Consider the following 22120-nt stretch of genomic DNA (forward strand, 5'->3'; position numbering starts at 1 on the left):
AGGATTCGCCGTCCAGCGATGGATGTGCATCTTAGAATGCAGTGAGGCCGCCCAGGCGGTCCTGTAAGCACTGGTGTCAGGGGGTTCACGGTGTCACCGCGATCGGATCTGCGTTCGCTGTTCAGCCCGGGACGCGACGGCGTGGACGCGCAGGACGTTTTCGCCAATCGCCATGATGAGTGGCGGGCGACGACCGACAGTCTGCTGGCGCACTGGGCCGCGGTGCGAGCGCAGGGCTTCAGTGTGGAGGATTTCGCCACTCCGCGCCGCAATGTGCTCGTCTTCTACGGTGTCGGCGGCATCGGGAAAACCACTCTGTCCAAGCGGCTGGAAACGCACCTGAGGACTGGTTCGGAGTCCGTGGGCTCGGAATGGGGGCCGGTACCTGCGGAGGTCGGCCGCGTGCTGCCGATCCGGATCGATCTGTCGCGGCCGGGCGGAGTCCAGTTCGAAGATGTCATCCTGGCCATGCGGTTGGCGGTGGCACGGGTTGGGCATCCTATGCGGGCGTTCGATCTTGCGTTGCGGCGGTATTGGGAGGTCAATCATCCTGGTGAGCCGTTGGAGGGATATCTGCGCCGCAACGGATTTCTGCGCCGGGCAGGTGATGTGACCGATCTTCGGGAGCAGATGCGTTCGGTCGCTGAGGATGTCGTCCAGGCGTTGACATTGCCGACCGTGGCCGGGGTGGCCGCGACCACCGCGGTGCGCGAAATCGTGCGGGCGTTGCGGCAGCGACGCAGTGCCGTGCGGGCCTTGGCGCGCTGCACCAGGTTGGCCGACCTGTTGGAAGCCGATCAGGATGCCGAGACTCTGAGCTATTTCCCGCATCTGCTCGCCTGGGATCTGGCACAGGTGCCGGTCGATCGCTCTGCTGTGCTGGTGGTCCTGTTGGACACGTTCGAAGAGGTCGGGGACCGCAGTCACCGAGACCTCGAGCGGCTGTTCCAACGGATGGTGTGGCTTATGCCCAACGCCCTGTTCATCGTCACCGGCCGCAACCGGCTGCAGTGGGACGACCCCTCGCTGGAGGGGCAACTCGACCAGGCCGGGCCGTTCCCGTGGCCGCAGCTCGCACCGGCGGCGTCAGCGGATCCCCGCCAGCATCTGGTCGGTTTCTTGTCCGACGACGACCGGGAGCTCTATCTGCGCACCCGGCTGACCCGCAACGACGAACCGGTTATCCCGCCACAGGTGCGGTCCGAGATCGCGTCTCGCTCTTATGGTCTGCCGCTGTTCCTCGACCTGGCCGTGATGCGGTTCCTCGACATCCTCAACCGCACCGGCACCCTGCCGGGACCAGGTGAATTCGATCATGACTTTCCGGCATTGGTTGCCCGGATCGTGCGGGACCTGACCCCGGGAGAACGCACGGTCCTGCGGACGGTCACCCTGCTGGACTCGTTCACCGTCGACCTGGCCACCGCCGCGGCCGGACTGGACAGCGACGCCTCTGCGCTCAACCTCGTCGAAAGACCGTTCGTCGGTAACGATCCCGCCGCGCCGTGGCCGTATCGGCTGCACGATCTGATCAGGTCCGCGGTCCGCGAAGCCGACGCAACCAGCGAAGACCGCTGGTCGCCGAGCGACTGGCGTCGCGCGGCGCAACGCACCCTCGATGCGGTAGGCACCCAGATGCCCGCGCCGGGCGGCTACCAACATCGACGCCAGCTGATGGCCTGTCTGACACAAGGACTACGGATCGCCTGCGACTTCCGACTCGAACCAGGCTGGATCGTCGACGCCGCGTGGAGGTACGTGATCGAGTCGGTCTGGGAGCCCATCGACATCCCAGATTCCCGCACTCGAACCGACGACGAGCCCGACACTGCTTGCGCCGCAGTCGCGTTGGCTCGGGTCCTGCATTCGGTGTCCCGGGGGCAACGCGCACACCGGCAAGACACTGCCGACGAACTCGAAGCCGTTCTGAGCCTGGGTGTCTTGCCGGAATCTGCCGAACATATCGCGCACTATTTCCTGGGTGAAAGCCTGCGCCATCTCGGACGCTACGAAGCCTCAGCGGAGCACATGGGCCATGTCGCGGCCGGGCGCAGTCCGATGGCAGGCGAAGCGCGCCGCGGACTCGCCCACATCGCCCGACACCTCGGCGACTTCCCGACCGCCCTGAACACCATCGAGGCACTCGACCACGACACGCATTACTACCGGGCACTCGGCCACCTGTGGTGGACACAAGGCGATCTCGCGCTGTCATGCTCCACCTACGGCACCGCACGCGAACTGGCGCTCGCCGACCACAATCCTGGGCATGCTGCGCTCGCCCAGGCCGGGCTCGCGTTCGCCGCGGCCCTCGGTGACCGCACTCGTGCCGACCAGCAGATCGAGCTGGCCCGCAGTCTGCTCGAGAACGTCAAGCAGAACTGGTCGGAAACGCAGGTCCGTACCGCCCGCCTGCTGCGAGACGCGGGCTCGGACGCGCACGTGCCCGCCCGCGCCAGAGAGCTCGAACGCGACGCCGCCGAGGCCGGTCTCGGGTCCGCGCTCGCATACATCCGGTTCGCCCGCTGCTTCCACCACGCTCTCCGCGCAGAAAACGACCAACTCCACGAAGCCCGCGATCAGCTCCAACTCAGTGTCGATCACGGCGAATACGCATACCTCGTCGAAATCACCCACTTCTTCGACGGCACCGAACCCGACCCGGACCTGCGGCGCGCGAACTGGATCGACGGACCCGACACCGTCGTAGCCCGATGGCAGAGACTGATCGCCGAACGACGCGCCGCACTCGGCTACGAACCCAATACCCAACCACCCCAACCGAGTTAGACTCGCGCAGATGACCGTCGACCTCGACGCCCCCTTCTCCGATACCACAGCCCGCCGCGCCCTCGAACTAGCCGGTACCCGCCTCGGTGTAACCACCGACAACGCACGGCTGATCCGGATGGGCGAGAACGCCATCTACGCGCTCCCGCACGCCGATGTCGTCGCCCGCATCGCCCGCAGCGAGCAACGCCGGGCGCGCGTGGAGAAGGAACTGGCCGTTGCACGGTGGCTCGCCCGACACGACTTCCCAGCCGTCCGGGTCGCCGAACAATTCGAACAGCTCATCCCCGCCGACGGCCGCCTGATCACGTTCTGGCAGCTGGCCGACATCGTCGGCGAACCGACCGAGGTCGAGCTGGCTGCCCTGCTTCGTGACTTCCACACCCTGCCCGAACCCGGGTTTGCGCTACCGACATTCGACCCGTTCAGCGCCGTGCCGACTCGGTTGGCCAATCCTGGGAACGCTGATCCCGCCGCGATCGAGTTCCTCACCGAGCTCTACTCCACACTCCGAACCCGTTATGCGGAACTGAAACTCACCACCCCGCACACGGTGATCCACGGAGACGCACACATAAACAACGTCATTCCCACTCCTTCGGGCCCGATTCTGTCGGACTTCGAAGCCGTCGCCCGTGGTCCCCGCGAGTGGGACCTGACCACCGTCGCCATGACCGTCGACCGATTCGGTCTGCCCCGCACCACCTATCAAGCATTCGCCGACACCTACGGCTACGACGTCACCGACATCCCCGGGTATCCCGTCCTATGCGCTGTCCGAGAACTCACCATGGTCACCTGGCTCATGCAGATCATCGACGTCAGCCCGCGACACGCTCAGGAGTTCGCCCACCGCGTCGACTCCCTGCGCAGCGGCGACCAACAACAGCGATGGCACATCTTCTAAGCCCCGGCTTCGGATTGGGAACTCGGAAGACTCAATCGATAGCTACTTCAAGATCGCGGCCTTCAATTCCCGTCGAGCGCAACTTGTTTCAAGAAGCGCTCCTGGCGAGAGTGAGTCGCTTGCCAGGTTTCTGCTCGCGGATTGTAATGCCGCACTACGGGCCAGGAGGCCCCGATGAACGCAACAAATGGCGTGATCCGAGCAGTGCAGGCACACGCCCCTCGAACGCCGATTTTGCAGAGTCCGCCCCCGGCCGTCCCGGTTCTGCCGCTCGGTCATCCTGCTCTTCCGATCGTTCAGGCTGCCATACCGGACATGCGGGCGCTCCAAGCTGCGCCTGATCAGGAACTTTCGGATTGCGCTGCGGACGCTATCGGCGGATTCGGCTTAATTCGCGGGAGTCACGCGGAGTTTGGGATCGGCGCCGGGTGAGTGCAGCGGGGTGAGTACGGTGTCCGGGTGCACGACTTTCGTGCTGGTCCAGCGGAAGTCCAGTTCGTCATCGGTGGGGAACCACCAGGTCGCAGCCCGCACGGGGTTCTCGCCACGAAGGAACAGGTAGTAGGCCGTTGTCGGTTTGTCGTCGTTGTATGGACCGGGCAAGTTCTGCCAGCACATTCCGGGGGTATTCGCGAGTTCGTTCACCTTGTCGGCTTTCATGCCCGGGGTAACGACCACCATGGTGTCCCATTCGTCCTGCAGACCTGCGGCTCGGGTGATTTCCACCATTTTGACCGGCACGTCACCGGAAGCCGCCTGCCTCGCGGCGGTCAGAAGAGTGAATCCGCCACTCGGCGATGATCCCCCCGACCGCACGTCGAACGAGGCACGACAGTCGGTACTCCCTGCGTCCCGATTACCAGTGGACCGGTCCGGCCCACATCCGGCAGCCAACAGCACCGGTACCAAACCGGCGACGAGGGCCAGGGCTGCGACTCTCATCAGATGATCACTCGCTCCCAGGTAGCGGAATACCGACGCCAGCTGGCGATCCGGTCATCGCCTCGGTCACCCGATTGCTCCAGGTGATCTGCGGGGCGGGCAGTTGACTGCCATCGGCATTCGACGTCTGAATGACGACTGCTTTGCCATCTTTGATCTGCTGTCCGACCAGCGCGGCCAATTCTTCGGGAGTGGCTTTGGGGTTGGCTGCCCCGATCGCGCGCCCGATTTCATTGTTGTAGAGGTCCATTGCTTCACGTTGGGGCGTATTGCCGCCGGTCTTCTCGTGGGACGTGGCGTAGGTTTGCGCCCAGTCCTCACCGAATTGTTGCGACATGAGGGCATTCCAGTACATGTGCCGATAGGCATCACCTTGGCCATCGGCGACGGAGTCCGGATACTCCGCCAAGGCGGCGTTCCTGGCCAGGTCGGGCAGGGTGAGGGCTTTTGCGACCGCGTCGACGCCCTGGTTCTGCAGCAGGTTCTCCATGGCCGAGATCTCTTCGGAGGTCATCAGCGAAGGGCTCACGTTTATGCCGTTGTCCTTGAGGATGTCGGCTGGCCACCCGACCGGCCAGAGTCTCGGTAGCCCGGTGGAGACATCGGTTTGATAGTCCTCGAGGATTTTCGCGAGCTCCGGATCGTCCGGCTTGACAACCAGACCCTGCTGCACCCGGTCGGACAGCTTCTCGATTTCCTTGATGTAGATCTCCGCGCCTTCCTGATCCGCTCTTTGCACGAGCGTGAAGGCAGCGGAGATGAAGTTGTCCAGACGCCGGGTGACGATTTCCTTCGCAACGACGGCGACATCACCGAACGGGAAGTAGTCGCTGTAGGTTTCGGCGTTCGATGTGCGGGACTTGACGTGGCCGTCCTCGGTGACGAACAGATCCCATCTCGAATCCTCGGCTTCGGCTTTGCGGGTTCGGATCGCCGAAATATTGGTTTCCAGGGTCGAGACCAGGGAGCTGAGCTTCGACGCCATCTGTTCGATGACGTCGGAGGTCTGAATCGTGTCGGTGCGGTCCTCCTGGCCGCGCCGTCGTGCCGCGTCACCTGCCGAACTGTCGAAGTAGTCGTCGGACTGCTCGATCGCATTTCCCGCGGCGGTGGCCTCGGTCTCGATGAACTTGTAGGTCTCGTTCATCATGTCGACAACCTGACCGAGGTACCGGAGGTCCCACCCGAGCACCTTGGATATGGTCAGCGACTGCCCATCTGCCACCGCTAGCCCCCAAGCTGCTTGAGTTGGGTAGCCCAGTCGGCATCTGTCTGCTCATAGACACCCGCGGCGGTCTCCACACTGTCGCAAAAGCTGCTCAGGCGGCGATTGTGGTATGCCAGCACCGTATCCATCGCCTTCAGTGATTCTTCGACTTTGACGGCGAGGTTCGAATCCGCCATCCGCTCGCGGGCCAGATCACGGCTCACCTTCGCGATCGGGGTCTTCGTCGTGATCCTGCCCGCGTTCGTGCGGACGGATGTGGCGAGTGCGCGCATCTTCACAGGGTCGACGTTCACCTGGACTCCTCGAACAGTTGCACGGCTGCGGCTTCGGCGTTGCCCAGTGCGGCACGGTGACGATCGATAATGAGGTTGGCCAGGTGCTGAGGGCCGTTGTCCATCGCATAGTCGGCGATATACAGGTCGGTGATCCGACCACCGGCGTCCGTCTCGATGCTCACACTGCCGTCGCTGGAACGCGCGGAGCCGCGCACCGCCGCGAGTCGCTCATTGATCCGCTGGATCTCGAGCATTCGCTCATCGCTAGTCATCGCTGTTCCCCCGTCGAGTGGCGCTCCCGAGAGCGTACCCAGATCGAGCCTCTGCTACTGCCCGAGGGCCTTCGGGGTGCCTCGCAAGGTCGCAGCATGGACGGTGCGGAACTCCACTTTTACTCCATATTTTCAGCCGAATCCGGCCGAATCTGATGCGACGCAGCTTGATTCGACAGAAGATAGCCATGAGCTATTCATGCTGGTAGAAGCATGTATGCGAAGATGATCGCAGAGAGCCGAATCCTGTTGTGCCAGAAGCAGAAGTTCTAACATGGAAGTGGCGCTTGGGATGCGTCTCAGCGGGTAAGTTCAGTCTGAAAGCCGTTCGACCCTCCGCATCGACGCGTGCAGGAATCTCGTCGAGGAACGAGCATGTCAGGCTTCCGACCACGCCAAAGCAGACCCCGCCGTGATCGACATGCGGAATGCTGCATAGCGGATGCGGCCTCGTCTAGAGAGTGCGATCTACCGAGCCTGGCCGTCATGGAATCTAGGCTCCGTTGCGTGGTCGTGGAGTAGGCTCGTCGGTGTGGGAGGGCGGCTGGCGCTTGTGGTGGGGTCGGAATGTGATGCGTTGCCGCGGCTTGGGTTCGTCGAGGGGTTGGCCGGTGAGCTGTATTCGCGGTTGAGCGCGTTCGGCGGTTGGAAGTCGGCGTGGGGTGCGGCGGGACCGCTGCTGAGTCCTTCTGCGGCTGAGCTGGTTTCGGCGGTTGAAGCCGCGTTTTCTGCGGCGGTTGAGCAGCAGGCGACGCTATTGATTAGTTTTGTCGGTCATGGGGTGGCCACTGGAGCCGAGAACTTCTTTCTCATGGCCCGCGATTCGCTACTGCCGCCAGCTTCCAGGCATGCATTGCATCTGGTTCAGATTCTCAGTGAACAACTCGATCAGCATCGCGTGGACGGGCTGATCGTGCTGGTCGACGCGTGCGAGGCGCAAGACAGCGTTGTTGGTGCTGCCCGCAGGTTGACTGATCGGGTCGATTTAGCTGCTCAACGGATGGAACTGCTGGTCGCTTCCGGCCGACACAGCGCCTATGACGGGTGCTTCACCCGGACTATGTTGGCGGTGTTCGAGCGCGGTCTGCCGACTCGCGGCGAGAACCTGCTGCCGGTGTATCTGCTAGATCCGCTACAGGCGGGATGCCCGTTGCAGGTGCCGGGGCATTTCGGAGTGGCTTACGGTGGTGATCCCGGTTTGTGGCTCGTGCCCAATATTTCGCGCCGTGATGATGCGGTGTGGAATCGCCCGGCGGCGGGTTTGGTGGATGCGCTGACCAATGGGGTCATTCTGACCGATACGTTGCGGCGGCGGGTGGTGGAGGTATTCAATACCAATCACTTGCGGTTGCGTGGGGTGATCGGTTCGGCTGGGTCCGGCAAGTCCACGTTGATGTCGTTGCTGATCCGTCCGAATCTGTTGGGCCGCAGTCAGTTCACTGCAGACTATGTCGCTGCGGCAGCGTTCGTCTCGGTAGCGACATCAATCGAGTCGCTGAGTGAGGAACTCTCGCAGCAGTTGTCGCGCCGTGTCGACGGGTTCGCCGCCGCTGCGGCTTGTGCGTTGGCGGAGAGTTCACACAACCACGAGATCGACGTGTTCGACGTGGCGGTCATTGAGCCTTTGGTGCGGATCGATACTTTCGGGCTGCCGGTGACGATCGTCGTTGACGGGCTTGATCAGGCCGAGCCAGGTACACGTGCGTTGATCGAGTCCGCGATCGAGAAACTGGTGAGTTGTGCCGATTTGGCACATGTCAGAGTGATCGTCGGCATTCGTGCGAGCCTTGGAATCGAGGACCGTCCCGTCTTCACTGGGATGCATCGAATCCACATTCCACCTCCGACCCTTGAGGAGGTATCCCAGGCTGTGGCGGCCGCTCACACGAACATCGCTGATGGTCCCGATGCGGCTGAGTGGATACAACGAATCGAGCGGTTGTTGAAGGGCTCCGATGTCGGAGGGTGGATACTTGCCAGGTTGTTGACCGAGCTCGACACCGAAACGCTGCTCCGGCTCGATGACGGCATGAGTGTGGGAGAGTTGGTCACACATCGCATTCGTCAGGCGATTCAAACGTGACACGGCCCGCGATACAACAATCGGTTCCCGCGCTCTTGGCGGTGTTGGCGGCGGCGGGGTCCGGGCCTGTTCTACCGATCGAGTTGGCCGCCGCTGCGTTGTCCGAGCTCGGCTATCCACTATCGGTCGCTGAAATACGTGACCAGACCGTCAGATTGGGTGCGCTGATCAGCCGAGGCCATCCCGGAACTGCCGAGGAGACGCTCGGATTAGCCCACACTGAATTCCTCACACCGACCACGGAGGAGATCGAACGGCTCAATCTGTCTATCGCCGAGGCGCATCGCGCGATCGCCACCGCTATCGAGACCGTCGCGAGTGAACGGATCGACTCCTACGCCCGCGGTTCCGGCGTGCGTCACCACCTCGCGTATCGCAACCCGGCTGCTGCCCTGGAACTGCTCATCAGGCTGGAAACGGCACGCGCCGCCGACAACCGAGATACCTGGGCATCATGGCTGCCCCTCTTCGCTGAAACCCTCGGTACGGACGATCCAGCCACCATGGCCGTCCGCAGCGCCCTGGCGCGCTGGCGTGGCATGAGTGGGGATGTGAGCGGCGCGATCCGTGAACTCGAACAGCTGGTTATCGACCGGTTGCGGGTGTCGGGCGCCGATCATCCACATACCCTGGCAGTCCGCGGTGACCTGGCGCGCTGGCGGGGGGAGAGTGGCGATTTGAACCGTGCGATCAGCGAAGCAAAGCTACTACTCGCCGATCAGTCGAGGGTGCTAGATGCCGATCATCCGGATACCCTCACTACCCGAAGCATTTTGGCCCGCTTGGGCGCTGAGATGGGGGATGTCGCGGGTGCGATTGGTGAATTCGAGCAGCTACTCGCCGACCGGTTACGGGTGTCAGATGTAGGCGATCCCAGCACTTTCACCACCCGCAACAATCTAGCGGCTTTACGCGGGGAGAGCGGGGATGTAGCGGGTGCGATCGGTGAATTCGAGCAGTTGCTAGCCGACCAGTCGCGGGTAATGGGTGCCGATCACCCCTCTACTCTCGCCACGCGCAACAATCTAGCTGGCTGGCGTGGGACGAGTGGGGATACTGCCGGTGCGATCCGCGAATTCGAGCAGTTGCTCGCCGACCAGTTACGGGTATCGGGTGCAGACGATCCCAGCACTCTTACCACTCGCAACAACCTGGCACGCTTGCGTGCGGAGAGTGGGGATTTAGCGGGTGCGATTCGTGAGTTCGAGCAGCTGCTTACCGACCGGTTGCGGGTATCGCCCGATCATCCCCACATTTTTACAGTGCGCGGCAACCTGGCCTACTGGCATAGGGAGAGTGGAGATTTGGCCACTGCGATCGATGAAGCGGAGCTGCTGGTCGCCGATCAGTTGAGAGTGTTAGGCGCCGATCATCGGGATACCATCGCCACCCGCAGCATGTTGGCCAACTGGCGTGGAGAGAGTGGGGATGTCGCGGGTGCGATCGGTGAGTTCGAGCAGCTGCTCGCCGACCATTTACGGGTGATGGGTGCTGACCATCCCTACACCCTCAATACCCGCAGCAACCTAGCGGGCTGGCGCGCGGCGAGTGGAGATTTGGGTGCGATCGGTGAGTTCGAGCAGCTGCTCGCTGACCGGTTACGGGTGTTGGGTGCAGATCATCCAGATACCCTCCGTACCCGCGACCACCTGGCTTACGTGCAGAGCCGGCTCCTTGAGTCCTGAACCTGGCTCGTTCCCGAACAGGACGTACCCGTCGATTTGGCTAGAACTAGCGGTGTGCAGAGCGCCTGGCGCTGCTTCGTTGACCAGACTGAACCCGACACCACTACACGATCACCCGAATTCCGGTTGGTAGCGCCGTCGAGGAGGGCACACGTCAGCGGGTAGAGACGAAGTGTACCTTCCGAATTCGCGGCAGACGTTGTGCTCGGCGAGGTAGTGGCGCTTAGGGTTGGCGGGGCGGCCTGCCTGAAACAGATTCTCCTGCTGGATCTTTTGGTCCGAATACACCCGAATACGACGCCAGGTAGGCGCATAGACAGGACTTGAGTCTGTGCAGGTAGATGCAGGAAACCGAAGCCATTCGAAGGAACCAGTATCGGTGTCCGTCATAACCCAGAGATCTCAGGTCCAGATTGCCCAGAGGAACGGCAGACTCACCGGTTATTATCCTGCCCGATGGTCATCGATTGGAGTGTGAGGGAAGGGGTTTCGGAAATATTTTAAGGTTGTTGCACGCCGCTGCCCCGGGACTGATTGGATAGCACAGTGATTGCTGCGTCTGTGCAGAGTTTGACCGAGGCGACGGTGGATTGAGCCTGCGAGCCAGCGTATGGCTGTAGCATCGGGGGATGGGGAGCACTTCGCTGGACGATATCCGCGAGCTGGCCGACGACTTCGCGACCGAGCTGCGACGCAAGAACCGGTGCCACGAGAACTTCCGAGCCGGCCGCACCGCAGCCAACGGCAACGCCGACAACGCCCGAACCGGCGCAGTCACCTCACCTGATCGGCGGTAACAGGTCGCCGTCCACCGAGCCGGCCAATCACCGTCCAGGGCAAGTCGATTGGCCACCACATCGGAAACCGCTGCCATCGTGGCAAGTTCGACCCAGCCGCACGAGTGCGACCAGATCGGCGTCAAGATCACGTTCACCTGCGACATCCAAGACCACACGCCAGCACGACATGCGGAAAATCACCGATAAGCCAGGGCGAGCAGAAGCAGAAATTGTGTGTTCGGACGAACAGGCGCGTCCAGATGCTTTTAGTCGTGTCTTGCCTGAGAAGTTCGGGGATCAATACCGCAGCCCACCAGGACGAAGAGTAGTTCCGTCATGATGTCTCGGTGGACAAACTTCTCGTGCTGGTCAACGGCTTGCCGGGCTCAGGCAAATCAACGTTGGGCCGGTCATTGGCCCAAACATTAGGAGCCCAGTTCCTGTCCAAGGACATCGTGAAAGAGGCTCTGGCCACCTGCGTCGACGACGCACTCGCGATCCCCGCAATCGGCGGGATCGCGATGGACGCGCTATGGGCGCTGGCGCGGGCGACACCGGAAACCGTTGTCATCGACTCGTGGTGGTTCAAACCACGTGACCTGCAATTCGCCAAGGTCGGCATCGCGCAGACCGGGGCCGAGCTTGCAGTCGAAGTCTGGTGCGATGCCCCGGCCGAGGTAGCAAAAGCCCGCTATGCGAACAGACGCCGTGCCGCGCTATATCAGGACGAACAGCGTCTGGCCAATGACTGGACGCTGTGGGCTGAGCAAGCCGAGCCACTCGGACTCACGCCCACCATCGTCATCGACACAACCCTGCCGGTCGACTGCATCGACCTTGTCGAGCAAATCAAGCTCGCAGCAAGCCCACTTCAGTTCTGATCCAGTCCCCACAAACGGTGATAGTTGGCCGTTCGAGGACCGAGGGCGCTCGAAGAGTTCGCCCAGTAGGGTTCAACCTCGCTGAGCTCGGCTGAGGATTTCCTCGACGACATCACTCTTGGCGTTGGCGTAGTGCTGTACGAACTTCCAATCGTGCTGGGCCAGTTCCCGTTTGATCCAATTCGAGGTCCTCGAGCTGGACGGCAACCGTGTCGTCGTGGAATCCGTCGACAAAACCGCGCCCGGCTGCTACCCGTTCAGCACCGAGACCGCCCTACTCGTTCCATCGACCCCGACTGACCCCCACGGAGCACGCCATAGCCCTGGAAGAAGTGCTTGCTGACTGGGACCGGCTGGCCTACTCGTCGCTGACTGTCGATGACGCAAAATCTGACGGTGCAATCGCAAGATCGCGCTGCTGCGCGCCGACGGCTACGAGGTCTCGACTTCGACGGTGCAGCGGGCACTACGGCGGCGCGGACTGTTGCTGCCGCAGGGCTATCGGGCGGACCGTAAGTCGTGGGCGATGCTGCGGCGCAAGATGTTCCACGATCCACCGACACAACGCAATCGAGTCTGACAAACCGATTTCAGCGAATTCGAAACAGCGGTGGCGGCATCTGGCGGATCTGCGCGGTCATCCACTACGTGACGAAATACTGCCTGGCCATCACCGTGACACCGACGGCCCGCGGTGCCGACGTGCTGGCCTGCCTGCGGCTCGCTGTCACCGAGGCCGAGTGGATCCTCGACTTGGACGACCCGCGTGCCGATCGTGGGCTGACCGAGGTCCTCGGGCCGTGCGGGGAGGTGCCCGGCATGGCGCGCCATGCGCGGTGGTGTCGGACAACGGCCCCCGGTGGGAACGCGATGTCATCGGGGGCGCCACTGATGACCGAGAGCTGGTTGGCGTTGGTCGAGCCATCCAGCCGGTAGCAGAATCATCCGTATTGAGCGGGGTCCCAGACACGGGTCGGCTTGTTGGTGATGATGAACCGCAATGCCTTGATCATGATGTCACCTCCTTCCTGGGGCTCGGTCGGTCGCGGAGCGGGCTTGTGGGGTACGCCGCAGGGTGAACGGCCTGGGGATCGCGGCATTGGTCACGATCGGGCGGGTGTCACCGCCGCCGATGACGCGCAGCGAGGTGTTCTCGATGAGGGTGGTGGCCGCATCGGTGATCAGATCGTGGGCGATCGCGGCGCCGGCGCAGGTGAAGGGGCCGGAACTGAAGGGCACAAAGGGGCCGTGTTCGCTCGGTCGAATCCAGCGGTCGGGTTGGAATGCCCCTGGTCTGGTCCAGTGTTTGTTGTCGTGATGGAGCAGATAGGGGCTGACCGACAGCAGGTCGCCGGTCTGGAAGGCGATCCCCCCGAACTCGGCGGGATAGGGGACGGGACGGCTGACCATCCAGGAGACCGGCCGGTGCCGCAGGGCCTCGCGTACCACCCAGTCGATGGGCCAAGGCCATGGTGCGCCGGGCGAGTGGAGACTGCCCAGCAGCACCGACCACGCGAGCGAGTAGCCCAGCGGTCCCACAATGGACCGGAACATCAGCACATACAGCTGCGCCACCGTTGTATCGGCGACGTCGTCGGGACAGGCACCGATCACGGCATCGAGCAGATCCCGTGGTTCGGCTTCCGCGGTGCGGCCGGTGGCGCTGCGCCGGTCCCGGATCTGCTCGTTCAGCGCGGTGGACAGCTTGGCGCGCAGCAGCTGCGCCCGCGCCCGCTGCGCCATTCGGGCCGGGCGAAGCGCGCCCACGCGTGCATTTCGCTCCAGTAACCGCCGCAACTCGGGAGAACCATCGGGGTGCAGCAACATGTCCGCGGTGCACCGATATACCAGCTCGACCCCCGCCGCGGGCCAGCGGGTGACGGAGGGCATTTCGAGTACCGCCGTCGCCAGGGACTCGCGATACTCGGGCGTATGCGTCCGCAGAAACGCGCGCACCGCGCGGCCGAAATCGACCTGAGCAGGCCGCGAAGGCAGCATAGAACCGAAGAACCCGGACTTCCCCGCATTGAAAGCGCGGTCACTCAACACCGTCAGCGCCAGACCTGTATCGCCGACACACCACCCGCCCCACGGCAGCCCGAACACCTCTACCGGGCTGGTCCGGCGCAGATTCTCGAGGAAACCCAACGGATCACGCCGGAACCGGCGCATCTCTGCAAAACCCATCGGACGGTCCTCTCAGAGAGAGGGTGAGCGATTCATCAGATGTTTTCGAGCGGATTTATCCACCGGCTGTGCGTACAAACGCAGATCAAGCATAGTCTCGACTAATTTTGCAAGCGAGGCCGTGGAGGTCGACCACGAGGCGAGTACCCCGGCACCGCCGGGGCCTATCGAACACTGTGCCGGCAGCGATATCGGTGCACGATCACCCGCGACCGCCGGCAACCGGTCATTGAGGTCTAACCGGTGCAACCCGATCCGCCTCGGCGAAGGTTCCCGTTGCCAGGCGCGCGTACATGAACATGTCGCGGCGTCGATTGCCGACCTTCTGCCACGATCTGAGGAGCCCTTCGCATTCGAAACCGGCTCTCTCCGCAGTGCGGATCGAAGCGCGGTTCCAAGGTTCCACATAGAGCTGGAGCCGTGGGATATGCAGCTCTTCCAGCGCCCAGGTAGCCACTGCCGCCAGAGCATGCGCGGCGACGCCATGGCCGCGGGCCGAGCGGACCACCCAGTAGCCGAGCGATGCGCGGCCTTCGTCGATGTCCTTCAACCACAGGTCGATACTTCCCAGTGGTGTGTTGTCCCGTCGCCGGACGATCACCATCGGGTATCCGGTTCGATCGGTCGCTCGTTGCCACTGGCGTTCGACAAACCGCGTTGCGGCCTCGCGCGAGAAGGTCGCCGGGACCGTGGTTATAGGAATCAGGTCGTCGGCAGAGGCTTCCCTGACAAGCTCGAGGTCTGCCGCGGACAACGTCCACGGGCGGAGTTCCAAGTCTGCGGTGGCTCTCAGATGCGGTACTTGCAGAGCATCGTCCATGGTCAGCCTCCCACAATATGCACGGGATATCGGCCCGGTGTCACCATTACCTTCGCAGGCGTCTCGACCATGGTGGCGATTGCCACCACCGGCGGGTTACGTCCGGTATTCGGCTCCATCATCGTCGCGGGGGTGATCGGCCTCGTACTGTCATCGTTCTTCGCGCAGCTGGTGCGATTGTTCCCCGCGGTGGTAACGGGCACGATCATCACCGTGATCGGCCTTTCACTGATGCCGGTCGCCTTCAACTGGGCAATGGGCAACAACTCCACCGCACCTGACTACGGTTCCCTGGCCAACATCGGATTCGCCGGCCTCACCCTGCTGATCATCCTGGTGATCAGTCGCCTGTTCCAGGGCGCGCTGTCGCGACTGTCGATTCTTATCGGGCTGGTGCTCGGTACCGTGATCGCGGCGTGCGCAGGCAAGGCCGATTTCTCCGACGTGGGCGACGCCCGCTTGGTCGCGCCCCCACAGCTGCTGCATTTCGGGTCGCCGACCTTCGAAGTCGGGGCCATCGTCGCGATGACAATCGTGATCCTGGTGACCCTGATCGAAACCACGGCCGACATCCGCACGATCGGTGAAATCGTCGGAACCGACGTCGATGCCAGACGCGTGGCGGACGGTTTGCGAGCCGATATGCTTTCGACGACGGTTGCGCCGGTCTTCGGATCCTTCACCTGCAGCGCATTCGCACAAAACGTCGGTCTGGTAAAAGCAGGCTCGTAGTGGCAACCGGCGGCCTGATCCTCCTGCTGCTCGGCCTGCTCCCGGTGGTCGGCGCGATAGTCGCCGGAATTCCGTACCCGGTGCTCGGCGGCGCCGGACTCGTGCTCTTCGGATCGGTTGCGGCGAGCGGGATTCGCACCTTGTCCCGGGTGGACTACCAGGACAACCTCAACATGATCATCGTCGCGGTCGGGATCGGCTTCGGCCTCAGACCCGTTGCGGCACCGGAATTCTGGGACGCCCTCCCCGAAAAGATCGCAGTGGTCCTGAACTCCGGAATCAGCGCCGCCGCCGTCGCAGCCGTCCTGCTCAACCTGGCCTTCAACGAATGGAAATTCGGCAAACGACCGGGTTCCTCTGTCCTCGCCGCAGCCGTCGACGAGCGCGACCGGCTCGACAACGACGCCATGCCATATGCGCCCCAATCCCTACACGGTGACGCGATGGGAACTGTTGACCCGATATTCAGCGCTCCCCGAGCGAACAGGCGATCAGGCCGAAAATCCGCCCAGGCAAGGGAGTTCGAAATCTCTCTGGCCTGGGTGCCGGTCACCACCAAAGATCACTTTGGCGCCCGGTAGTTTGCTTCGGTGCGAACAGCATCGCTTACAGGATGGTCTGTTTGCATCTGAGCAAAGGCCGCGCAATGAAGTTCGAGAAGCAGGGTGGTGTCGCGCCGCCGGTGCGCGGGTGTCCTCGCTACCGACGAAATGGGGCGATTCTTCGATCGGGTGCCGATCGTAGTCGCGGATCTCGACTCGGACTTCGGTGATCATCACCGAGACCTTTATGCGGCCACATATAGACTGCTGATCCCCCGGAAGAAGATATCGGGGATGTAATCAGGCTGCTCGGTGGGCCTGGTCAGTCGGAGCGACGGCAGATCGCTGAGCAGTGTGCCGATCGCAATACGTCCTTCTTGACGTGCGAGGTGCATGCCGATGCAGGCATGGATTCCGGTGCCGAAGGCCAGGTGCTCACGTGAATTGGAACGATCGGGATCGAATTTGTCGGCGGCGGTGAACTGATTCTCGTCGAGATTTGCGGACCCGAGCAGTGGAATCAGCATCGTTCCGGCGGGGAACGTTGTGCTGTCCAGCACGACTTCGCGGGTTGTCACGCGCATCAGGCCTCGGTGCGGCGCTACGAGTCGCATTCCTTCCTCCAGCGCACGCGCTGCGTACTCCTGTGGAAGATTTACGGCGTGCTCCCATAGGCTGCGATCACGGAGCAGCTGGTGGGTTGTGGTGAGGATCGCATTGCGGGTCGTCATGGTGCCGGCGACGAAATGGGTGAGCAGGCAGTTCATGACATCGTGCTCGAGCATCGGTGCGGCATCGGCGTCTCCGCGAATATAGACGCTGATCACGTCGTCTCGGGTTCCCACGCGCTTGGATTCGATGAAAGTGTCCGCCCACTCCTCGTACTTCTGGAGCCGACGGGCTGCGGCGATCTTGTCGTCGACCGGGACGGTAGGTGCGATGAGCGAAGCCATGTCGAGCCCCCACGCAGCTACCGCATCTACGTCCTCGGACGGGATTCCCATCACCAAGCCCATGGCGTGCTGGACGAAGGGCATGACATAGCGCGTGGCCAGATCTATTTCGCCGACATTTTCTTCGAGCCGAGCCGCCAACTCCTGCGCCAATCGCTGGATATCAGGCTTCCATTTGTTGATTCGATGGCCCGCATATGCGCGGTGGAGATTGTCGCGAAACCGGGTGTGGTGGGGTGGGTCGGAGTCCACTACGCCGGTTACGTTCGCCTTCAGGAATTCGGGAATTTCCGCGACCACCTCGGGTGGGTTGATCTGATCGACAGGTCCACCGAGCGCATACAGTGAAGAGTAGGTGTCGTGGTCCTGCAAAATCTCCACCACGTCCCGATACCCGAGTACCAACCATGCGTTACCCGTGCGAGGACTGTGGACAATTCGATAGCCCGCAGCGCGAAGTTCGGCAAGGTCGGCGTCGGAATTACTCGACACGAGATCGAGGTTGTCGATGATATGATCGTATTTTCCTGTAGTGCTCACTGCGAACCTTCAGTGTAGAAATTGCAATCCCCTCCGGGATTCTTTTCAGCAATAGATTCTGGGCACTCGATACTCCCGGTGTGTGGGGGAGTTCGTCGAAGCGATCCCGCATTACTACTGCTCGACCCAACCGGAACCCGGTATTCGTGGCCGTCACTCACGGTCGTCATTCTGGCATTTCTTCGGCGTTGGTGATCGCTGCGACCTCCCAACAAGAGTAAGACTTGCTATGAGACCGGCTGTCCGCCCATTACGCGGTGCCTTCGACCGGTTGTCAGCCGAGTCGCGGCCGGCGAGGCCCTCGGCATCGGCACGAGATGGCGAGCTGGGGATCGGGGAGCCCATGATCGGCACGCTGGTCGTCTGGGGTCCGATTGCGCCGACTATTGGTGCTCAAGATGGACTATCGGAGGGCTCTGCGTCTTGTCTGACAGCTCGTAGCAGGCGATGCCGTCGTTCGTTCGCCTCTTCATCGGAAATCGAATGAATGCGAGTACGTCTGGCGATATCAGGTGATACGTCCAAGATCGCCTCGAGTGCGCGGCGAGCGGCTGCGGCCTCTGTCGAGGTTCGGATCATCTCCAACAGCGCCTCGTTCTGGTGGATGGACGCTTCCGCTTCCAGAGCTGCGATCCGGGCCGCTCGCTCCGACTTGATCGTGGTTGCCCGCACGATGACATCGAGAATCGCCGGTACGTTGCGCAACGCGACCCACCCCGCGCGTGCCGCCGCGGCCATCAATGCACCCGTTGTGACGGCAGGAACGGTAACTTGAACGATCTCCTGCCACGGGTTGACGGTCACACTGCTGGAGATCGATAACGACGCTTCGATCCGTGCGGGCAGCCGCCCCGCGAGACCGGAGACGACCGTGGCCAATACATCGGCGTCCTGGGTTTTCAGGATTTCGCGGACCAAGTCGCCGACTTCGGTGTGATCGTGGGCGGCCTCGTCGATGATCTGCATCAGTTTTTCCGCGGTCTCCGAGTCCGGATCCGGCCGTCGCTCGGGAAGTTTCGATACCTCGTAGTCGACCAGCGCGAGCAGTAGCGCCCGAACGACCCGCTGTGTCTCGGATACTTCTCGCAGGTCGGGAAACTCGCCGAAGTCGACTTCGATCAGCAGCGCATGCCCCACGTCCGGTCCGACAGCCCGCACCACCATATTCGCGCCGGAATCGACGTATGCGACATCGCGCGGCCACGAGAAGGTGACCGGCACATCGACCGGTTGTCCCGCCGGGGAGTTCCCGGGGACGTCGACTCGGCTCGGCTCCCGATCAGTCATCGGTGCATCTTAAATGCCGACCTGCTAGGCGACGAAGTTTCGCAGCCAAGCCGGGCCCGAGTGCCGATCTCTGGAATCGGCTAGGCCACACAGAGTCCCACGCAGTACGCCCTACAGCAGGATCGCCACTTCCGTATGGCACATCACGATCACCAACAGGGTGATCACCGGACTTGCCGGCCGTGACTGCACCGTCGAAGTCGAGATGACCGCACACCCGATCGACGTGCTCGCCGACTCGTGCCTCTGGACGGTGACAGGGCTGGGAGACAGGGCTGGGAGCTGACACCGCAAACACCCGCGGCAAGACAGTCGATGCTCTCGGAGGAGGCTGCCGATCCCTTGCGAGGACCGTCATTCTCCTGATGTGACCACGGCGCCGAAGTTTCGATTTTCGCTGCGGGGTCGCCGCATCTATAGGCGACGCCATGGGCAGAATCGGCCTCGTCGAGACCGACGATATCCCGTTTGCGAGCGATTGATCTGAACGGCGCATTCGGCAATGGGCGCGATTGCCCCGGATTCGCTTGTTGCGGCACAAAGGCCCGCGGATCGCCCGTGGGGCATGCGCGCGGTGACGCCGGCGGCCCGGTGTCGGCGCGTATCCGGACTCGCGTCCCTCAGGGAGGCGGGGGTCTGGACGGCCTGGTCTATCAGGGTGAACGGCTTAATATCGTGCTGAGGCGCGTTCGACGAACCCGGTGCCTCTAGCCAGGAGCGGAGGGTGCCCTCGACCGACACGATCCCGCCTGAAGTGTCATTTTCAACTTATTCGATTCTTTCCACGGCATGTCGCTGTAGATTTGCCAGCGGTGAGATTTGGATTCAGCCTGGCTTGTCGACTAATGCCGCGAACAATCCGTGGAGGTCAAGGTCGTGACTCGTCCGTTTCATCTTCTTTTCCTCGGCAGCAAGTGCAGCGGTTGGGCCGGTGCCCTCGGTGCATTGGGCGTTGTACTCGCGCTGATACTGGCGCCGACGGCAACTGCGGAACCGCTGTATCCGCAGCCCGATCCGGACCCGTTCTATGCCGCCCCAGCGGATCTGGGCGCGCACCAACCCGGTGACATCCTCGAGGTACGGGCAATGCCGCCGGCGCTGCTCTTCCCCGGTGCCACCGTCACATTGGTCAAATTCCGGTCGACCGACTCGCACGGTGGGCCGATCGCGGCGACCACCACAGTCCTGACCCCCTTCGGCCATCAGCCCGACGGGCCGTTGCTGTCGTACCAGCACTTCATCAATTCGTTGGGCACCGGCTGCGCGATATCGCACCGGCTGTACAGCGGCGATGTGAATCTGGTGACGACGGCGTCGATGTTGAACGTCCTGCTGCAGCAGGGGTGGAGTATCGCGATGCCGGATCATCTCGGACCGGAGTTCGCGCTCGGAGCGGCGCGTTTGGGTGGCCACATCGTATTGGACGGCATCCGGGCGGCGAAACGTCTGCCCGAACTCGCTGTGCAGCACAGCCCGGTCGCAATGGCGGGCTACTCCGGCGGGGCCCTGGCCACCTCGTGGGCGGCAGTGTTGCAGCCGTCATACGCAAGTGAGTTGCAGATCGCGGGCGCGGCCGTCGGCGGCAACCCGGTGAATTTGGTGACGATGGCGGAGACGCTGGGCCTCGACCCGCACCCGGCCTTCGGGCTGGCCATGGCGGCGGCAATCGGTCTGGAGCGGGAGTACCCGAACCAAGTGCCGATCAGCTCGTATCTCAACGCGCGTGGTATTGCGCTACGTGACGCCATGGCCAACACCTGCACCAATGAAATCCTCGCCATCGGTGCCAACGGCAGCGCCCGCGAGTTCGTCACCACCACCTCGATCTTCTACCGGCCCGAGGCTCGGTCGGTAGTCGAGGAGAACAGCCTGGAGCTCTACCCGGGGGTGCCGCAAATTCCCATGTTCGAATGGCATTCGCCCAGCGACCCGCTGATTCCGGTCGATGACATCAACACAACCAACAGCCGCTGGTGCAATGCCGGGGTCCAATTGCAGACCGAGCTGGTGCAGGTGCCCGAGCATTTGTCCGCGGCGGTGGCGGGCGCCCCTGACGTGCTGCGGTGGCTCGAAGGCCGCGTTCGCGGCGAGCCCGCGCCTGTCGCCTGCTGACATCCGACGCCGGTGGCGGTTCGGTGACGTGGTCGGCAATCGGCCGTATGTGATCGGTCGGAACGCCGTAGTCTTCCACGTCACCGATCCTGCGCCGGTGCGGCGCGCGAATGTCAGGCTTGGTGGCCGATGATGAGGGGGCGGTCGTCGCCGACCGGCGTCGTATCCACCGGCGGGTGCGAGCGTTCACCGAAATACAACAGCTCCCACACGGTCTTCGCGCTCAGCACTTCGGTGTGACCGTCGCGGGTTCCGATGAGTTCGACATCGCCCAGGAACCGGTGGTATGCGCCGTGTCGGCCGAAATCGATCCGGAAGATGTCCGCGTTGTAGCCGAAGGCGACGGTGTAGATGGTGCCGGTCCTCGACGCGAAACACGTTGGGGCCGATACGCACATCGCAGGCGCCGGTCGCGGCGGAGAACTCCGTCGGATCGCCCAGGTAGGTCTTCTCCAGCCGATTGCCGTCGGCGCTGGTCAATGTCGCCAGCACGAATGGGGTCAGGGGCGCCTTCGGCGACACATACGGCGGTTTGGTGTGGAACTCGATGGTCAGGACCGAACCATCATCGAGGTGGCCGTCGAAGTACCACCACTCGAAGGTCCCATCGGCCGCGCCGGTCCGCAGACCGTCTTCCCAGCCGTGGATCACTCCAGGGGTTTCGTCGGCTCGTTGATAATGGCTTTCGGTCCGGCCGACAACGGTTTTCATCCCGCGCTCCTCATCTCGGGCGGCCGCGGCCGCTACTGTGACGGCGTCGATCACGCCGACTCGTTCTTGACGGCGATCACCGACAGTGGTGACACGAACGGAGGTTCGGCGAGCAGTTCGGAGCCCTCGCCGAGGATCAACTTCGCGGCCCGGCCGGTCAGGTGGGCCTGCTGCGCCTCGGGTGATACGAAGACGTCGACCAGATAGCACGTCGACGGCTCCGTCACCGACCGGCTCGCCAGCCAGACCGGTGTCCCGTCTTCGGCTCGGATATGCGGCAGGGCATGTTCGAGGACTTCGGCGAGCGCCTCGGCCTTACCGTCAGCGGCGGTGAAACTGACCTGGCGATCAACCTCGTAGCCAGGGTCAGTTCGCACCTGGCCGAGTTCACGGC

At 62.9% G+C, this 22120-nt stretch carries 19 protein-coding genes and 1 pseudogene; 10 read left to right on the forward strand and 10 right to left on the reverse strand.

Features of this window, described 5'->3' with window-relative positions; all coding sequences use genetic code 11:
* The first annotated feature begins 90 nt into the window (after positions 1–90).
* Together AB0L58_RS27050 and AB0L58_RS27055 are read left to right on the forward strand one after the other, a co-directional pair.
* Entirely contained in the window at positions 91–2790 is a 2700-nt protein-coding gene (locus tag AB0L58_RS27050) for a hypothetical protein (protein ID WP_364390611.1), read from the forward strand.
* Positions 2791–2800: 10 nt separating this feature from the next.
* Complete coding sequence (locus AB0L58_RS27055) at positions 2801–3697, forward strand: aminoglycoside phosphotransferase family protein (RefSeq protein ID WP_364390612.1); 897 nt, start codon at positions 2801–2803, stop codon at positions 3695–3697.
* 387 nt (positions 3698–4084) lie between these two features.
* Here AB0L58_RS27055 and AB0L58_RS27060 read toward each other — a convergent pair whose 3' ends face one another.
* The 4 genes from AB0L58_RS27060 to AB0L58_RS27075 all read right to left on the reverse strand — a co-directional run bounded on the left by AB0L58_RS27060 (position 4085) and on the right by AB0L58_RS27075 (position 6414).
* On the reverse strand, positions 4085–4426 hold the full coding sequence (locus AB0L58_RS27060; RefSeq protein WP_364390613.1) for a hypothetical protein: 342 nt from the start codon (positions 4424–4426) through the stop codon (positions 4085–4087).
* A 220-nt stretch (positions 4427–4646) separates the two neighbouring features.
* The gene (locus AB0L58_RS27065; protein ID WP_364390614.1) at positions 4647–5864 is read right to left on the reverse strand and encodes a hypothetical protein; all 1218 of its coding nucleotides are present in this window, start codon (positions 5862–5864) and stop codon (positions 4647–4649) included.
* A 2-nt stretch (positions 5865–5866) separates the two neighbouring features.
* Entirely contained in the window at positions 5867–6160 is a 294-nt protein-coding gene (locus AB0L58_RS27070) for a type VII secretion target (RefSeq protein ID WP_364390615.1), read from the reverse strand.
* The gene (locus AB0L58_RS27075) at positions 6157–6414 is read right to left on the reverse strand and encodes a YbaB/EbfC family nucleoid-associated protein (protein WP_364390616.1); all 258 of its coding nucleotides are present in this window, start codon (positions 6412–6414) and stop codon (positions 6157–6159) included. Before AB0L58_RS27075 ends, AB0L58_RS27070 begins: the two co-directional genes overlap by 4 nt.
* Positions 6415–6946: 532 nt before the next feature.
* Between AB0L58_RS27075 and AB0L58_RS27080 the strand changes: the two genes are divergently transcribed.
* The 6 genes from AB0L58_RS27080 to AB0L58_RS27105 all read left to right on the forward strand — a co-directional run bounded on the left by AB0L58_RS27080 (position 6947) and on the right by AB0L58_RS27105 (position 12778).
* Complete coding sequence (locus AB0L58_RS27080; RefSeq protein ID WP_364390617.1) at positions 6947–8497, forward strand: hypothetical protein; 1551 nt, start codon at positions 6947–6949, stop codon at positions 8495–8497.
* A gap of 41 nt (positions 8498–8538) precedes the next feature.
* Positions 8539–10182 (forward strand): tetratricopeptide repeat protein, encoded by a 1644-nt coding sequence (locus AB0L58_RS27085; RefSeq protein WP_364390731.1) that lies wholly within the window; start codon positions 8539–8541, stop codon positions 10180–10182.
* A 629-nt stretch (positions 10183–10811) separates the two neighbouring features.
* Positions 10812–10979 carry a hypothetical protein gene (locus AB0L58_RS27090; RefSeq protein WP_364390619.1) on the forward strand — a complete coding sequence of 56 codons (168 nt, stop codon included), beginning with the start codon at positions 10812–10814 and terminating at the stop codon, positions 10977–10979.
* Between the two features lie 329 nt (positions 10980–11308).
* Complete coding sequence (locus tag AB0L58_RS27095) at positions 11309–11842, forward strand: AAA family ATPase (protein ID WP_364390620.1); 534 nt, start codon at positions 11309–11311, stop codon at positions 11840–11842.
* Between the two features lie 454 nt (positions 11843–12296).
* Positions 12297–12422, forward strand: coding sequence for a hypothetical protein (locus AB0L58_RS27100; RefSeq protein WP_364390621.1), 126 nt, complete (start codon positions 12297–12299; stop codon positions 12420–12422).
* A gap of 68 nt (positions 12423–12490) precedes the next feature.
* Entirely contained in the window at positions 12491–12778 is a 288-nt protein-coding gene (locus AB0L58_RS27105; protein ID WP_364390623.1) for a hypothetical protein, read from the forward strand.
* Between the two features lie 81 nt (positions 12779–12859).
* Here AB0L58_RS27105 and AB0L58_RS27110 read toward each other — a convergent pair whose 3' ends face one another.
* Both AB0L58_RS27110 and AB0L58_RS27115 read right to left on the reverse strand, forming a co-directional pair.
* Positions 12860–14029, reverse strand: coding sequence for a cytochrome P450 (locus AB0L58_RS27110; protein ID WP_364390624.1), 1170 nt, complete (start codon positions 14027–14029; stop codon positions 12860–12862).
* 226 nt (positions 14030–14255) lie between these two features.
* A complete protein-coding gene (locus tag AB0L58_RS27115; protein WP_364390625.1) occupies positions 14256–14849 on the reverse strand; it encodes a GNAT family N-acetyltransferase in 594 nt (197 codons plus the stop codon).
* Between the two features lie 69 nt (positions 14850–14918).
* On the opposite strand from AB0L58_RS27115, the pseudogene AB0L58_RS27120 reads away from it, so the two are divergent.
* A pseudogene (locus AB0L58_RS27120) lies at positions 14919–16162 on the forward strand (solute carrier family 23 protein).
* 206 nt (positions 16163–16368) lie between these two features.
* Here the strand turns inward: AB0L58_RS27120 and AB0L58_RS27125 are convergent.
* Together AB0L58_RS27125 and AB0L58_RS27130 are read right to left on the reverse strand one after the other, a co-directional pair.
* Positions 16369–17568, reverse strand: coding sequence for a cytochrome P450 (locus AB0L58_RS27125; protein WP_364390626.1), 1200 nt, complete (start codon positions 17566–17568; stop codon positions 16369–16371).
* 441 nt (positions 17569–18009) lie between these two features.
* The gene (locus AB0L58_RS27130) at positions 18010–18903 is read right to left on the reverse strand and encodes a hypothetical protein (RefSeq protein WP_364390628.1); all 894 of its coding nucleotides are present in this window, start codon (positions 18901–18903) and stop codon (positions 18010–18012) included.
* Between the two features lie 876 nt (positions 18904–19779).
* On the opposite strand from AB0L58_RS27130, the gene AB0L58_RS27135 reads away from it, so the two are divergent.
* Positions 19780–21015, forward strand: coding sequence for a lipase family protein (locus AB0L58_RS27135; protein ID WP_364390630.1), 1236 nt, complete (start codon positions 19780–19782; stop codon positions 21013–21015).
* Between the two features lie 113 nt (positions 21016–21128).
* Here the strand turns inward: AB0L58_RS27135 and AB0L58_RS27140 are convergent, their stop codons facing one another.
* Together AB0L58_RS27140 and AB0L58_RS27145 are read right to left on the reverse strand one after the other, a co-directional pair.
* Entirely contained in the window at positions 21129–21413 is a 285-nt protein-coding gene (locus AB0L58_RS27140) for a hypothetical protein (protein ID WP_364390632.1), read from the reverse strand.
* Between the two features lie 363 nt (positions 21414–21776).
* Positions 21777–22103, reverse strand: a complete 327-nt coding sequence (locus tag AB0L58_RS27145; RefSeq protein ID WP_364390633.1) for an antibiotic biosynthesis monooxygenase — start codon at positions 22101–22103, stop codon at positions 21777–21779.
* Between the last annotated feature and the right edge of the window lie 17 nt (positions 22104–22120).

It is taken from the genome of Nocardia sp. NPDC052112 (assembly GCF_040680135.1).
GTDB lineage: Bacteria > Actinomycetota > Actinomycetes > Mycobacteriales > Mycobacteriaceae > Nocardia.